At 36.3% G+C, this 13,940-nt stretch carries 14 protein-coding genes; 2 read left to right on the top strand and 12 right to left on the bottom strand.

Going from position 1 to position 13,940, the window contains the following annotated elements; genetic code table 11:
• Nucleotides 1-96: 96 nt before the first annotated feature.
• The 4 genes from NG809_RS13780 to NG809_RS13765 form a co-directional block, all read right to left on the bottom strand.
• Nucleotides 97-507, bottom strand: coding sequence for an Rrf2 family transcriptional regulator (locus NG809_RS13780; RefSeq protein ID WP_262151558.1), 411 nt, complete (start codon nt 505-507; stop codon nt 97-99).
• A gap of 319 nt (nt 508-826) precedes the next feature.
• Nucleotides 827-2,059, bottom strand: a complete 1,233-nt coding sequence (locus tag NG809_RS13775; RefSeq protein WP_262151555.1) for a class A beta-lactamase-related serine hydrolase — start codon at nt 2,057-2,059, stop codon at nt 827-829.
• Nucleotides 2,060-2,146: 87 nt separating this feature from the next.
• The gene (locus NG809_RS13770) at nt 2,147-2,731 is read right to left on the bottom strand and encodes a helix-turn-helix domain-containing protein (protein ID WP_262151553.1); all 585 of its coding nucleotides are present in this window, start codon (nt 2,729-2,731) and stop codon (nt 2,147-2,149) included.
• Between the two features lie 101 nt (nt 2,732-2,832).
• Nucleotides 2,833-3,267, bottom strand: coding sequence for an FKBP-type peptidyl-prolyl cis-trans isomerase (locus NG809_RS13765; protein ID WP_262151551.1), 435 nt, complete (start codon nt 3,265-3,267; stop codon nt 2,833-2,835).
• 276 nt (nt 3,268-3,543) lie between these two features.
• Here NG809_RS13765 and NG809_RS13760 point away from each other — a divergent pair, with 276 nt between their 5' ends.
• Nucleotides 3,544-4,545, top strand: a complete 1,002-nt coding sequence (locus NG809_RS13760) for a catalase family protein (RefSeq protein WP_262151549.1) — start codon at nt 3,544-3,546, stop codon at nt 4,543-4,545.
• A 181-nt stretch (nt 4,546-4,726) separates the two neighbouring features.
• On the opposite strand, the gene NG809_RS13755 is transcribed toward NG809_RS13760, so the two are convergent.
• From NG809_RS13755 to NG809_RS13725, 7 genes are all read right to left on the bottom strand, one after another.
• A complete protein-coding gene (locus NG809_RS13755; protein WP_262151547.1) occupies nt 4,727-5,764 on the bottom strand; it encodes a TerC/Alx family metal homeostasis membrane protein in 1,038 nt (345 codons plus the stop codon).
• A gap of 104 nt (nt 5,765-5,868) precedes the next feature.
• Complete coding sequence (locus NG809_RS13750; protein WP_262151545.1) at nt 5,869-6,480, bottom strand: TerD family protein; 612 nt, start codon at nt 6,478-6,480, stop codon at nt 5,869-5,871.
• Nucleotides 6,481-6,629: 149 nt separating this feature from the next.
• Entirely contained in the window at nt 6,630-7,550 is a 921-nt protein-coding gene (locus NG809_RS13745; protein ID WP_262151543.1) for a hypothetical protein, read from the bottom strand.
• Between the two features lie 38 nt (nt 7,551-7,588).
• On the bottom strand, nt 7,589-8,746 hold the full coding sequence (locus NG809_RS13740) for a toxic anion resistance protein (protein WP_262151541.1): 1,158 nt from the start codon (nt 8,744-8,746) through the stop codon (nt 7,589-7,591).
• Between the two features lie 6 nt (nt 8,747-8,752).
• Nucleotides 8,753-9,307 (bottom strand): TerD family protein, encoded by a 555-nt coding sequence (locus NG809_RS13735; RefSeq protein WP_262151539.1) that lies wholly within the window; start codon nt 9,305-9,307, stop codon nt 8,753-8,755.
• Entirely contained in the window at nt 9,297-10,121 is an 825-nt protein-coding gene (locus NG809_RS13730; protein WP_262151537.1) for a phosphoribosyltransferase family protein, read from the bottom strand. The genes NG809_RS13735 and NG809_RS13730 overlap by 11 nt, the downstream gene beginning before the upstream one ends.
• Nucleotides 10,122-10,123: 2 nt before the next feature.
• Nucleotides 10,124-10,798: an HAD family hydrolase gene (locus NG809_RS13725; protein ID WP_262151536.1), complete on the bottom strand. Its 675-nt coding sequence runs from the start codon at nt 10,796-10,798 to the stop codon at nt 10,124-10,126.
• 364 nt (nt 10,799-11,162) lie between these two features.
• Here NG809_RS13725 and NG809_RS13720 point away from each other — a divergent pair, with 364 nt between their 5' ends.
• Nucleotides 11,163-12,098, top strand: a complete 936-nt coding sequence (locus NG809_RS13720; RefSeq protein WP_262151534.1) for a LamG-like jellyroll fold domain-containing protein — start codon at nt 11,163-11,165, stop codon at nt 12,096-12,098.
• Between the two features lie 166 nt (nt 12,099-12,264).
• Here the strand turns inward: NG809_RS13720 and NG809_RS13715 are convergent, their stop codons facing one another.
• Nucleotides 12,265-13,806, bottom strand: a complete 1,542-nt coding sequence (locus tag NG809_RS13715) for a SulP family inorganic anion transporter (protein ID WP_262151532.1) — start codon at nt 13,804-13,806, stop codon at nt 12,265-12,267.
• Nucleotides 13,807-13,940 lie beyond the last annotated feature (134 nt).

Genomic DNA, 13,940 nt, shown 5'->3' with positions numbered 1-13,940 from the left:
TTTATTTTTTTTTAATTAATTTTATCAACCTTTCGGTTTTATTTTTCCTCTGTTTGAATTGTAATGTTTTTTATTACATTTATAGTCAAAAAAATTTTATTTGAACTGATCAGCAAATTCTTTCAGGTTTTTGTTTCCTAAAAAGTCAACAACAAGCTGATCTGTTTCCACAAATAAATTCTTTAAATTTTCATTGATACATTTTCCTATAGGACAGACAGGATTTGGATTCTGATTTTTTTTGCCCAAAACCTCAGAGTTTTTTATGGCTTTATAAATATCTGAAATTTTAATTTTTGCAGGGTCTGAGGCAATCTGGCTCCCTCCTATTTTCCCTTGTCTGCTGATCACAAGATTTGAATCTCTCAGGATTCCCAATTCCTTACGAACAATCACAGGATTGATGTTGATACTTCCTGCAATCCAGTCAGACGTAAGCCATTCTTCCGGACATTTTGCCAGAAGAGTCATGATGTGTATCGCAGTTGCAAATCTTGTATTGCTCATAATTCTACTGCAAAGATAGGAAATTTTTTAATGTAACATATTTTATTACAATTTAAATTCTGACTTGATCAACTTTGAATTAACATTATTTGGTTTCAATCTCAACAATTTTCTTCCCGATATTTCCCAAATAGCTATTAATGACTGGCTCATAAATACGATTTCCATTATCCACGTTAGTAAAAATTACCAATCCCTGTTTTGTCTTTGGCAGCATAATAAAAATGGTATTAACACCCTGATCTGAACCTCCATGCGAAAGTGCTATTTCATCATTTCCCAAATCATAAATTTCGAAACCCAGTCCGAAAAATTTATTTTATTTCGTTTTAATCTGCTTTGTTTTCATTTCTTCAAAAACAGACTTTGAGAGCAAACTATTATTCATCACCGCAATTAAAAATTTACTGTAATCTTCTACAGAAGTCGTTAAATCATCTGCTGCACTGGCAGTATTATTTTTTACAGTTTCATAGGATTTTCCGTTATTGTCGTAACCAATTACAGTTTTTCCGGCTTGCTTTTTCTCATTCCAAATATAGCTGGTATCGTTCATATTCAATGGTTTAAAAATAAGTTCTCCCGCTAATTCTTCCAGACTTTTGTTGAATTTTTTCTCAATGGCTTTTCGCAAATATTCATAACCTTCACCTGAATACTGATATTTCGTTCCCGGTTCGAATTCAAAATTGAGTTTTTTGTCATTATTCATCCAGCGCCAATTCGGGAACCCTGTTTGATGGCTCAAAATCATTCTCGTGGTTAATTTTCTGTACCTCGGATCATTTGCAATCTCCGGATCAATCCAATATTTTTCAAGGGTTTCATCAAGGTTCCATTTTCCTGAACTCACCAAACTTAAAACAGTCATTGCAGTTACAGGTTTTGTTAAAGAAGCTACATTAAAAAGGCTGTTGTAAGGAGCTCTGGTTTTTCCGTCGAGCGTTCCGTAAACTTTGATTTCTGTTAATTTTCCATCTTCAATCACACCCAATCCCAAAGTGGGAATTTTATTGTCTTTTAATAACTTTTCTAAACCGTCTGTAAGTTCTCTTTTATTTGCATCGCCATGATCATAACTTAAAACGTCGCTCATCAGCCATTTTCCTTCTTTTTTTGTCCAAACTGTGGTAAACTTTGCCTGACCGCCCAACAGATCTGCCCTACTTTTTTCACGGATATAAAACTGATGTTCTCCGGTTTGAATTGCACCATACAGCTTACCTTCGTTATATAGAGCAAAAACTTCAAGACTGCTTTCAATCACTTTCCTGATGGGCTTTTGGTTAGAGTTTCCGCAGATATTCTGTCTGGTTCTTTCCATAAACAGTTTCTTATTTTGAAAACCGCCGTTATCATGATAGAACTTTAAATTCTCATCCACATTTTTATCCAAAAAAACCATATCGCACTGGTTAAAACCACGCTCAAAAAAGAGGCTGTCCTGTTTTTTTAATTCTAAAAATAATGGTGAATTTTTACTGATTTGAGCTTTAAGATTCCCAAAGAAAATAAAGAGAATTATGATGCCGAGGAAAAACTGTCTTGTCATGAATAAATTTTTGACAAAGATTCTGAATTTATCAGTTAAAATTCAAAAAAACAACCCGACAAAAACCCGACAATCGGCTGAAAGAATTTATATAATATTGAAATTCAGGCAATAACGAAGCTTTTGTTTCCTGTCAATTTCGTAAGTATTCCTTAAAATAATGAAGACATTTGTGAGGGTCAATCCACACATGGTGAGCATTACAGATCCCGAACCGAGTTTCAGGAAGGCAATGATGAGAAAAATAATAGGACAGATTACAGCTAAAAATATCTGAAGCGAAATGATTTGTTTCACGATGAGTGTTTTCTCTTTTGTGAATATCATCAACAGCAAAGGCGGCAAAAAATTAACAACCGGAAACCATGCAAAAGGTAGAGAAGAAAGATTGATGATTTTAATTATTGTGGAATTGAAAGTTTCAACTTTTTCTGTCTGTAAACCAGGTTCTCCACTTTCGATTATGATCTCTGCTTCACTGCTGAAATTATCAGCATCTGATAAGTCTTTTTCAGAGATATTAAGAGTTGCAGTGAGGGTTTTCAGGGTATATCCTTTTGGTTCAGTTCCTGCTTCAACTCTTTGGATGGTTCTCACCGAAAGTCCGGATTTTTCTGCCAATTCTTCCTGAGTGAGATTTTGTTCTTCCCTGATTCTTTTTAATGCCGACATTGCTTAAACTTTACGAGAACAAATTTACTGATTCAAACTATTTATTTAAACAAAAAATTACCCGAAAAACAGGTAATTTTAATTTAATATGTGAGCTGAATTTACTTGATATCCAATAACTCAACTTCAAAAATCAAAGTAGAATTCGGTCCGATTTCTTTGCTGATTTCCTGCTCGCCGTAAGCTAGATGCGGAGGAAGAATTAATCTCCACTTGCTGCCAACAGGCATTAACTGCAAAGCTTCTGTCCAGCCTTTAATCACTTTATTCAAAGGAAATGATGCAGGAGTTCCTCTTTTTACAGAGCTGTCGAATACTTTTCCGGTAATGGTTGTACCGTGGTAATGGCATTTTACAGTTGATCTTGGGCCTGGTTTTTCACCGTCTCCTTCCGTGATGATTTCGTACTGCAAACCGCTTGGCAATTCCACAACACTTTCTCTTTTTCCGTATTCAGCCATGTATTCCTGACCGTCTTTCAGGTTTTTTGCTGCCTGTTCTTTTTTACGCTTAAATAACATATCTGCTACTCCCATAATATTTTTTTTTTGCAAAGATAGGGATTTGGCGGGAAGTGGGGGTTTGGGAATTTGAGGGTTTGAGAGTTTGAGAGTTTGAGAGTTTTAATGGGTTAGTGGATTAGTGGGTTAGTGGGTTAGATCTTTGGAGAGAGGGATTTTTAGGTCAGGATATTTTTTTTAAAAAAACTGCTTCTCAACGCTTCTGTTTACAGCATACCAAACATTAAAAAACGTTTAATATTCTCGTAACGTAGAATTAAAAACTTGGCGTTATACTTGACTTTTCAAATTATGTTAAATCCCTTGAAATACAACAGGAACTTCGACAAGCTGTCTTACGACGAAAAAATACTGCTTGATGAAGCCAAACAGAGCATTGCAGATTTCGTTGAAAGCTCACCGGAAATCAGCGATTTAAATTTTGCGACGAGAAATGCTCATGCAAAGACGCATTCTGTATTGCATGGTGTTTTGGAAATCAATCCTGATCTTTGTCCGGACATTAAATATCTTTTTGATAAAGACCAATTTGACATTATTGCAAGGGTTTCCAATGCCAATATGAAAATAAGTAAAAAGCAGAAACAGATTCCGGCTTATGGTTTTGCTTTCAAGATTAAAGATGACGCAGGACGTACGATTGCTAATTATCCATTGGTCAATTTTCCTTTGTTTCCGGTTAATTCTCCGTCAGTTTCTCTGAAATTATTCACCAATATCAACAGGTTTTATTTAAAAAAAATCAGAACTTTTTTTCCGCTTCTCACCAGTTTGTACAAGATTTTACCATCATGTTTTAATGGAGATTTTATTTCTGAAGTTTTTAAATTTATAAAAAAGAGAAATAATTTTATTCTTTCTCATGAATTTTACTCAGTTGGAGCCTACAGATTAGACGAAAAAATTGTCAAAATAAAAATAGTTCCCTTAAACGTTCCGACGAAATTTATAAAGAAAGTGAGTAACAGAAAAAAGATCCGAACCTATTTTAAAGACCTTGATTATACTGCCGATGTTTTCATTCAGATATGTTACGACCTCAAAAATCAACCTGTCAATAAGCTGAATGTACATTGGAAAAACTCTACGGATATTCTTTTAGGTCAAATTAAATTTGAAAAAAATTCGGTTCTTAACCCCAACATTTGTGAGCAGGAACTTCTGTCATTTAATCCGTTTGAAAGTGCTGCAATCTTTCAGCCCGTTGGTAAAATTCAGAAATTGAGGGATGAGGCGTATAAAGTGTCGCTGCAGACGAGGAAGAAAATTAATAAGCTTTTGAAATATAGGTGAGTTTGGTGAGGGAAGATGGATGATGGATGATGGAAGATGGGAGATGGGAGATGGGTGATCGCTGAAAAACAAACTATTTTCCTGAAAAATTTTGCATAAAAAATCTTCAGGGTTTTGGAAACCTTGAAGGTTTGAGTACATAAAAAAAGGCTCTACACATTGTAAAGCCTTTCATTATTTATTATTCTAATGTTTCCTTTTCGTCTTCCTTTTTATCGGGGAAAATAATTGAAAGTAAAACCGAGATGACTAAGACACCACCTACGATTCCCAATGAAACAGGTGATGAGATGTGATACCACGGTGCAATCAGCATTTTTACACCAATGAAGGCTAAAATAATTGCCAAACCATAAGGCAATTTGCTGAACATGTGAATGAAATTCGCCAGTAGAAAATACAGTGATCTTAATCCCAAAATCGCAAAAATATTCGATGTATAAAGGATAAAAGGGTCATTTGAAATTGCAAAAATCGCGGGAATAGAATCCACCGCAAACAATACGTCGGTAAACTCAATTACAGCTACCACAACCAAAAGCGGAGTGGCCATTCTGATTCCATTCTGTACTGTAAAAAACTTGTCACCAACATAATTATCAGAAACTTTCCAGAACCTTTTAATCAGTTTTGCTCCGGCAGTATTGCTGTAATCTTCGTCATCGTCATCGCCGCCGTCGCCCCAGGATTTAATTCCTGCATAGATCAGGAACAGTCCGAAAAGCGTCATCACAACGTTGATTCTTACTGCATGACCAAAAATATTCATTTCCGGTAAATAGGTTAAATCAATCAACTCAACTCCGGCAAAAATGAAGATCGCCCTGAAAATCAAAGCTCCGATGATTCCCCAGAACAAAACTTTGTGATGAAGGAATTTTGGAACTTTAAAGAAGCCGAAAACGAGGATAAATACAAATAAATTATCTACAGACAGTGCTTTCTCAATCCAGTACGCAGCCTGATATTGCGTAAACTTCTCTACCGCAACAGCATGACTTGTCGCCGAGCCGTCGGTATTGAAAACCCAATACACAACGCCGGAAAAAATCATCGAAAGTGAAATCCAAACGACTGACCAGATGGTTGCCTCCTTAGAAGATACTTCATGACTTTTTTTGTTGAAAACTCCCAAATCCAGGAGCAGCATGATAACGACTGTTACCGCAAATCCCCACACCAGGCCTGGGTGAAGATCTAAAATGTTGTGTTGTTCCACTATTTTTTTGTTATTATATGATAAAAGCAATAGCTGTAAAGATACAGGTATTGCTTAATTCATGAGCCTAAAATTATTTATTTCAGACAATTTGTTAAATGTTTTTACAGGTATTTCTGTTTTACCGTTTCAATCGTCTGCTCCAGTTTTTTATCGCTGGTAGGATCTCCGATGGCATTGAATTTCCATTCGTTGTTTCTTCTGTAAAAAACGCCCATCACCATCGCAACGTGACCGTTGAAAGATTTGTCATTGGCAATGTCATATTTCGCAAAAACTTCTCTCACATTCGTCGGAGTTCCTTCATAAATACGTATTGACGCAAAAGGAATTGTTCCGAAATCCTGACCTTTGTAGCTGTTTAAAACCAAAGCTACATGCTCAACACTGGAATCCAAATTGGCAAAATCAACAGTGATTACCTCATTATCCAAACCGTCATCGCCGTTTACATCACCTGTTAAATCATCGCCGCTGTGTTTTACAGAACCGTTTTTCGATTTTAAATTTCCAAAATAAATTACTTCAGTAGCATTTTTGTTTGAGTCATATAAAATGCAGCTTCCGTCCAAGTCTACTGCTTCTTTTGAAACACCACCGAAGAAACTTTTCTTCTCGATTGCGCCCCAGTTGATCCCGACACAAGCCTGCGACAGCGTTGTCCCGTTTTCTTTTGTAAGGTTAATTCTCTGACCTTTTTGTAAGTTAATTGCCATTATTTTTTGTTTGTTTTAGTTATATTTTTGAAGAAGTGAAAATGTGAATTGTGAATTGTGAATTGTCAGTTGTGAATTTCAATTCGGCAATTATTGTAAATTTTTCACTATTTACTTTTTACTTTTTACTCTTTACTTTTTACTTTAAATCAATTATTTAAATTTAAATTCAACATCGCCCGAAGAATATTGGTCTCTTCGTTGACATTGAAAATTTTGCTCATAATATCGATGCTTTCAAGGTTTCGCAGATAATCTTTCAAAACAGACTGCACATCTTCAGGAATGGTTTTTCTTCTCATTTCCATTGTTTCGGTCAGTTCATCGTTTTTCTCGGTGAGCTGGCTGATGATGGAACTTTGATTGGATACATTCTCGGAAATATCTAGTGAAGTCAATTCATCATCAATGAGATACAGTTTTTTTTCGTCTACATTAAAAATGAAATATTCATCACTCTGAAAAATCCTGAACAGTTCATATTCATTCCTTTCCAGTTTATATCCGCAGACAAACCGAACCTTAAAATTCTGAATATTCAGTTTACCTAAAAGCTTTCTTTCAATACAGTAATCCTGATACTGGTAGAATGGTGCAGACTGAGGTTTCAGCTTGTCTTCATCTGCTTTTGTACGGTAAAATTCGCTTCCGTATTTCTTGTGGAAATACAAAACCTTGTTCCAGTTCAGCGTGTTTTTTTCCTCGATCAATTCATTATACAGATTTTTCAGATGTTCAGAAAAAACTCCGCTGTAGATTTTTCTGTCCATTTCAAAACTGTCGGTTTTCTTCTCTTCAAAGTTGGAAATATACCGTTTGTTGATGTTGATTTCGTTGATCACAGCCAGCAAATCGTTTTCCTTTTTCTTCTTGATCTTGGTTAAAAGTTCAATCAGACTGTCGGTATACTGAAGATGAAAAAGTTCCAGTTTGTTATATTCCAGCGTCCTGTTGTTGTCAAAAAGCTGATGAATAATGTCGGTTTTGATGTAGATTGCAATGATATCAACATTTTCAAAAAAATTAGAGAGAAGTTTAAGCCTTGTTAATCTTCTTGTACTCTGAGACATTATGTTTGCAACCTCTTCATTCACGCCTTAAACTGTTTTTACCCTCTGATATTAGCTTTTAATTCTGATTCTAAAGTCTGTAGATCCTGATCCAGTTTTCTTCTGCTTTCCGTTCCCTGTTTTTGAATTTGTTTTACCTCATTCAAAGTACTGATTAGTTTTGCAGTTGTTTCTTTCAATGTTTCAGCAGAAACAATAGTCTGTTCGTTGGCTCTTGCCACATTGATTGAATTTTGACCCAAACGCTCAGCATTTTTTCTCAAAATTTCCTCTGTTGTAGACGAAACTTTCTGCTGGACTTCAATATTCTGCTGCTGTCTGTGCATCGCAACGGCTAATGAAAGCTGATTTTTCCAAACCGGTAAAGTCGTCGTTAAAATCGTCTGTGCTTTTTCAGCAATAGAAACATTGTTATTCTGCACCAGTCTGATTTGCGGAAGCGACTGCATCATAATCAAACGAACGACTTTCAAATCAGCCAATCTTCTGTCTAACCTGTTGATAAAATCTCTTTTATCAGCAATTTGATAATCAGCAAAATTCTGGACATTATTTTCCATGTCGGCCAATTCTCCGGCTGCTTTTTCCATTCTCAGGTTTCCTGCGATCACCAGTTCTTCAATGGCTTTAATTGAGTTGACATTGCTGTCGAAAATGGTCTGCAAAACTGCATTATCTTTCGTAGAAGTGATGATTCCTGCATTGACTTTATGAGAAATCTGATCGATATTTCCTGTGATCTTGTCGTATTTGGCAAAAAGATTATCCATCTGATTCATTACCTTTTTCATGAAAGGAAGTCTGCTCAGGAAGCCTTTCACACCACCGTTATTGATTTCATCAACATCAACGTAATTTAATTCAATCAATAAATTATTGATCAACTCTCCTACTTCACCTGAATTTGATCTTCTGACATTTCCTAAGAAACTGTCACTCTGATTCGCTAACGTTTTCTGTAATTCTGAACCAAAATTCACGATTGAACCAGGATTGGTTTCATCGATGGAATTCGCCATCAGTTCATATTTCTTACGGTCAGCTTCCTGAATCTGATTTAAGTTGACATTTCCGTCTCTGTCCACCAACACTGCCGGAGCCGAACTTTGCGCTGGCTGTGCGGGCTGAAGTGGTGTCGGATCAAATGTTTTTAATGGTTCAATTGACCCTAGCGGATCTGTATTTTGATTGTCCATAACTGATTATTGATACATTGATACAAATTTATTCAGGCCTTCTCTTTGGCCGCTTCCTACCGCTTCAAATTTCCATTCTCCGTTTCTGTTGTAGATTCTTCCGAATTCCACTGCGGTTTCGATTGAGAAATCTTCGTCTAATTCATACTTTAAAATCTCTTCGTTGGTATCTGTGTTGAAAATTCTAATGAAAGAGTTTCTTACCTGTCCGAAATTCTGTCTTCTCTCGTCTGCCTCGTGAATCGTTACCACAACAGTAATTTCTTTTACTGCATCGTCAATTTTCGTTAAATCAATTTTAATCTGCTCGTCATCACCATCGCCGTCACCAGTTAAATTATCACCTGAGTGAATTACTGATTTATCCGGAGATTCAAGATTGTTGTAAAAAATAAAATGACTGTCTGAAACCAGTTTTTTGCTGTCATTCAATAAAAATAAAGAAGCATCTAAATCGAAAGCTCCACCGGTTGAAGTATTGTTGGTATCCCATCCTAAACCAATCGTGAATTTAGGTGCGTTAATGTTTTCTCTCTGTCCTTTCTGTAAGTTAATTGCCATAGTAGATTTCTGTTTGTGTTAAAGTGTTTATATTATTTTCAAATTCTTTTAATAAATGATAATTGTTGCTTATTGCAAGCTCAATCAGGTCGTCCAGATGCTGTTTTTTAATTTTAGACGTAAGATAATCAAAATTACTTGAATCTAAGCCTAAAATATATTTTACAATTCTGGTATTGTACTGAAAACTGTCTTTAGACATCACCTCTACAACGTCCTGAACGTCTTTTACGGTGTAATAATTAAAATAGTTCTCAATCTTCGGATCGATCTCAAAATTCGTCAGTTCTGCGTAGTACATGAAGAGAAAATCGGCGTTTACTGAGTACTGATCGAGAATTTTATTTACCGTAAACTCATGACTTCCCGTTATTTTAATATCATCAATAAAAATACAGAGTTTACCTCTTAAAAAATCTTTATCAAGATAATACGTATCGTTGGCAATCAGATTTTTACGGTCTTCAAAACTGAGCGTTCCGTAATCGGTTGTATAAGTATGATTTCTGTTGATTTTCGAAATAATACTTGATTTTTTTCCCTTTTGGAACAGATAAAAATCAAGATGTTTTTTGAAATAGAAACACAGAAAGTTAGAAGCCGTCGGTATGGCCATGTAGGGACTTGGCAAAACAACAATTTCTTTGTCTGTATCTAAAATGTCCTGATGTTCAGCAATGAATCCGGCGAAAAGCTCTTTTGCAAATTTCTCTGCAAAAAATTTATCACCATATTTGAAATAACTGTACTCTGCCGGCGAAAAACTGAATTCTGAAGCAGAATTTATTTTGTGTAAACTGTAGCGTTTGTTCATGACTATATTTTGGGTTTGAGCAGGTGCGCACTGAATCCGAAATCGAGGGCACCTTTGTAATCAGCAACAGGATTATCGCCGATATGCAGGATTTTTTCCGACAAAAGATCAGGGTTTTTAACTAAATTTCTCACTTCCTGAAAAACGAGTGGATTAGGTTTGGAAATTTTCAGTTCATCAGAGTAAATATGAAAATCAATGTACTGATCAAGGTTTTCTTCAATCAAAAACTTTCTCATTGTTTTTCCTTTGATGAAACCTGTGTTGCTCAGAATATTAATCGTCTTTCCCTGATTTTTAATTTCATTAAAAAACTGATGTAAATTTTCGAAAATCACAACCGGTTTATACTCTAAAAACAAGTTTTCACTTTTCTGATAGAATTCGTTTAAAACATCTTTACTCAATTGCTTCACATCGACTTTAAGCGAATTTAAAATCAACAGATAAATCTCAAAAGTATCTACATTTCCGCCAATTACTTCATTGATGGTATTGCAAAGATCATCGTAATATTTTACAACTTTCGCAACCTCATCAACGGGTTTTTCCACTTCAAAAAAAGAAGCAAAGAGCTCAACTCTTTTGGCTTTAAATTCGGGATGAGATTTAATCAGGGTAAGCCACAGATCAAAAGAAAAATGATCATGGTTCAGAATATCAATATCTGTTTTCAAAGTGATTTAAGTTAAATTGTTTTTAGCTTTATTGAAAAAGATTTTTAGTTATAAAATTCTTTTATCATTATTTTGTGTCTTATTTTAAACTCAAAGATAAAATTTTTCTTTCAATCTTAATTCATTTTAAGATTATTTAAGATATGGTTCATACATCAACTTTATTTTTTTGAAAACTCGAAGGCAGAACTAATAAATTTGAAAATGAATCCAAATTCATAAAACGCAACATATTTAAAATTTTAACACAACAAAAACAAAATTAACACCCATAATTAAATAAATACTCATAAATTATCCCATATGAATGATATTTATATAAATTTTATAAGTATATTTGAGAAACCATTAAAAATTAATATCTATGAAAAGAATCTTTCTTCTCTCATCAGTTCTGTTTTCTCTATTTACAAATGCTCAAATCCCAGCTTACGTTCCAACGAACGGCCTCGTTGCGTGGTGGAATTTCAGCGGTAATGCAATCGATTCCAGTGGCAATTCCAATGACCTGACCGTGAACGGAGCGACCCTGACTGCGGACAGAAACGGAACTGCAAATTCAGCTTACCTGTTTAATGGATCTACGTCTCATCTGACTAAGTCATCCCTCTCCTACAACTTTGCGCAAAGCGGAAATTTCTCTATTTCATTTTGGATGAAGAAGAACGGCAATTCAGATGGCGTTGCCATGATGAGCGGTTCAAACACAGGCGGAAACTTCATCTGGTTGTTGCAATGTGATACAACCAAAACCATCTTCGGAACCAACAAACAGGGTGAATCCTGGACATGGGCAAACGGACCAAATTACTCTACAACAGCCTGGGAACACTATGTTGCCGTCTATAACGCCCAGACCATGCAGCTTTATAAGAACGGAGCATTAGTGGCGACCTCAACCAATACTTACAGCAATTCTACATCTGCGGCAATGCCTTTTTATATTGGAAGAGCAATTGGAGGCGGAAATATTGCCGCAGCTATCGACGACGTGGGAATCTGGAACCGTGTGCTGACTTCTACAGAAATTTCACAGATTTACAGCAGCAATTTAGCAACCGCAGAAGCAAAAGTTACAAAATCAAATTTGAGCATCGCGCCTAATCCTGCTGATGATGTTTTGTACGTCAACATTCCGCTCAAAGGGAAAAACGCTTACAAAATACATGATGTAAACGGAAGAACCGTAATATCAGGAGAGCTGGATGATTCAAAAACGATCAATATTTCAGCATTAACGAAAGGATCGTACTTCCTTGATATTGAAGGACTTTCAACGACAAAATTTCTAAAAAAGTAAAATTATGTCCTTTAGACTAAAACAACCATTCCGGTGTAACGCCGGATGGTTTTCCAAAATCCCTTTTCCAACTTCCATCTCCCATCTCCCATCTTCAAACTTCAGACCTCCATCTCCCATTTCCCATCTCCCCTCTTCAGACTTCAGACTCCCATCTCTATCTTACCTACAGCTTCCCTGCCATCACCTTATACGTCGGATCTTTCTCAACATCCACAGCAATAACAACCTCAGCATTTTCCAGCATTTTACGGCAGTCTTCACTGAGGTGCTTTAAAACCAGCTTTTTATTCAGCTGACTGTATTTCTTAGACAATTTGTCCAATGCGTCAATGGCGCTCATGTCTACGATTCTGCTTTCTTTAAAATCTACCACCACCTCATCGGGATCATTTTTCGGATCAAACTGATCGGTAAATGCTGTCACAGAACCAAAAAACAATGGTCCGGTAATTTCATAGTTCTTAATTCCATTTTCGTCGGTGTACTGTCTGGCCCTGATTCTTTTGGCATTGTCCCATGCAAAAACCAAAGCAGCAATAATGACTCCGACCAACACAGCCAAAGCCAAATTATGAAGCAAAACAGTGATTAAAGCAACAGTAATTCCAACAAAAATATCAGACTTCGGCATTTTGTTGACAATCCGTATGGAAACCCACTGAAATGTGGAAATCGCAACCATCATCATCACGCCAACCAGCGCTGCCATCGGAATTTTTTCTATAAAAGGAGCACCTACCAAAATTATGATAAGAATGGTAATCGATGCAAAAATCCCCGACAATCTTGCTCTGGAACCTGCATTCAGGTTTACCAAAGTTTGGGCAACCATTGCACAACCGCCCATTCCACCGAAAAAACCGTTGGTGATATTGGCCAGACCCTGAGCAACAGATTCTTTGTTGGCACTGCCTTTAGAATCGGTAATTTCATCGACCATTGACAGCGTCAGGAGCGATTCAATCAAGCCAACACCTGCCATAATCATGGCATAAGGAAAAATAATCTGCAGGGTTTCAAGGGAGAAAGGAATTGCAGGAATATGAAAAACAGGAAGATTTCCGCTGATATTCGCAATATCTGCGACCGTTTTGGTATTGATATCAAATCCTAAAACAACCGCAAAAACCACAATTATTGCAACCAAAGACGCGGGAACCGCTTTTGTGATTTTAGGAAAGAAGTAAACAATCGCAATCGTCAAAGCGGTTAAGCCAGCCATAATGTACAGAGCTGAGCCTTGCAGCCAGTTTACGGTTCCGTTTGCATCGGTAAATTTAAACTGTTCAACCTGCGCCATAAAAATAATGACCGCCAAGCCATTCAGAAAACCATACATCACCGGTTGCGGAATGAGTCTTACAAATTTTCCAAGCTTGAAAACGCCTACCATCAACTGAAAAATACCCGCCAGAACTACAGTCGCAAAAAGATATTCCACACCGTGGGATTTGATAAGTGCTATTAAAACAACTATTGTTGCTCCTGCTCCACCGGAAACCATTCCGGGGCGACCGCCTAAAACAGCTGTTACCAGTCCCATCATAAATGCGGCGTAAAGACCGATCAGCGGAGAAAGTCCTGCCAGAATCGCAAACGAAAGCGACTCGGGAATCATCGTCATGGCGACTGTGAAGCCGGCAAGAATCTCATTTTTATAGTTTATTTTTTTTGAAAAATCAAAAAGTCGGACTGTATTTCTCATTGAATCTGGTCAGAATTATAAGGGGATAAGATTTTAAAAAAATGCATTTCAGGCAGTTGCAAACTTGATTTAATCATTAAATATTTACTTCACCGAAAAATGGATTTCTTCAAATATTTCCGGCAAAGATAGGC

Source organism: Chryseobacterium foetidum, from assembly GCF_025457425.1.
GTDB lineage: Bacteria > Bacteroidota > Bacteroidia > Flavobacteriales > Weeksellaceae > Chryseobacterium > Chryseobacterium foetidum.
This window is presented reverse-complemented; position numbering and strand designations above follow the sequence as displayed.

Bases quoted from the DNA above. Each gene is read 5' to 3' on its own strand.
- NG809_RS13780 (WP_262151558.1), bottom strand. From the start codon at position 507: ATGAGCAATACAAGATTTGCAACTGCGATACACATCATGACTCTTCTG.
- NG809_RS13775 (WP_262151555.1), bottom strand. From the start codon at position 2,059: ATGACAAGACAGTTTTTCCTCGGCATCATAATTCTCTTTATTTTCTTT.
- NG809_RS13770 (WP_262151553.1), bottom strand. From the start codon at position 2,731: ATGTCGGCATTAAAAAGAATCAGGGAAGAACAAAATCTCACTCAGGAA.
- NG809_RS13765 (WP_262151551.1), bottom strand. From the start codon at position 3,267: ATGGGAGTAGCAGATATGTTATTTAAGCGTAAAAAAGAACAGGCAGCA.
- NG809_RS13760 (WP_262151549.1), top strand. From the start codon at position 3,544: ATGTTAAATCCCTTGAAATACAACAGGAACTTCGACAAGCTGTCTTAC.
- NG809_RS13750 (WP_262151545.1), bottom strand. From the start codon at position 6,480: ATGGCAATTAACTTACAAAAAGGTCAGAGAATTAACCTTACAAAAGAA.
- NG809_RS13745 (WP_262151543.1), bottom strand. From the start codon at position 7,550: ATGTCTCAGAGTACAAGAAGATTAACAAGGCTTAAACTTCTCTCTAAT.
- NG809_RS13740 (WP_262151541.1), bottom strand. From the start codon at position 8,746: ATGGACAATCAAAATACAGATCCGCTAGGGTCAATTGAACCATTAAAA.
- NG809_RS13735 (WP_262151539.1), bottom strand. From the start codon at position 9,307: ATGGCAATTAACTTACAGAAAGGACAGAGAGAAAACATTAACGCACCT.
- NG809_RS13730 (WP_262151537.1), bottom strand. From the start codon at position 10,121: ATGAACAAACGCTACAGTTTACACAAAATAAATTCTGCTTCAGAATTC.
- NG809_RS13720 (WP_262151534.1), top strand. From the start codon at position 11,163: ATGAAAAGAATCTTTCTTCTCTCATCAGTTCTGTTTTCTCTATTTACA.
- NG809_RS13715 (WP_262151532.1), bottom strand. From the start codon at position 13,806: ATGAGAAATACAGTCCGACTTTTTGATTTTTCAAAAAAAATAAACTAT.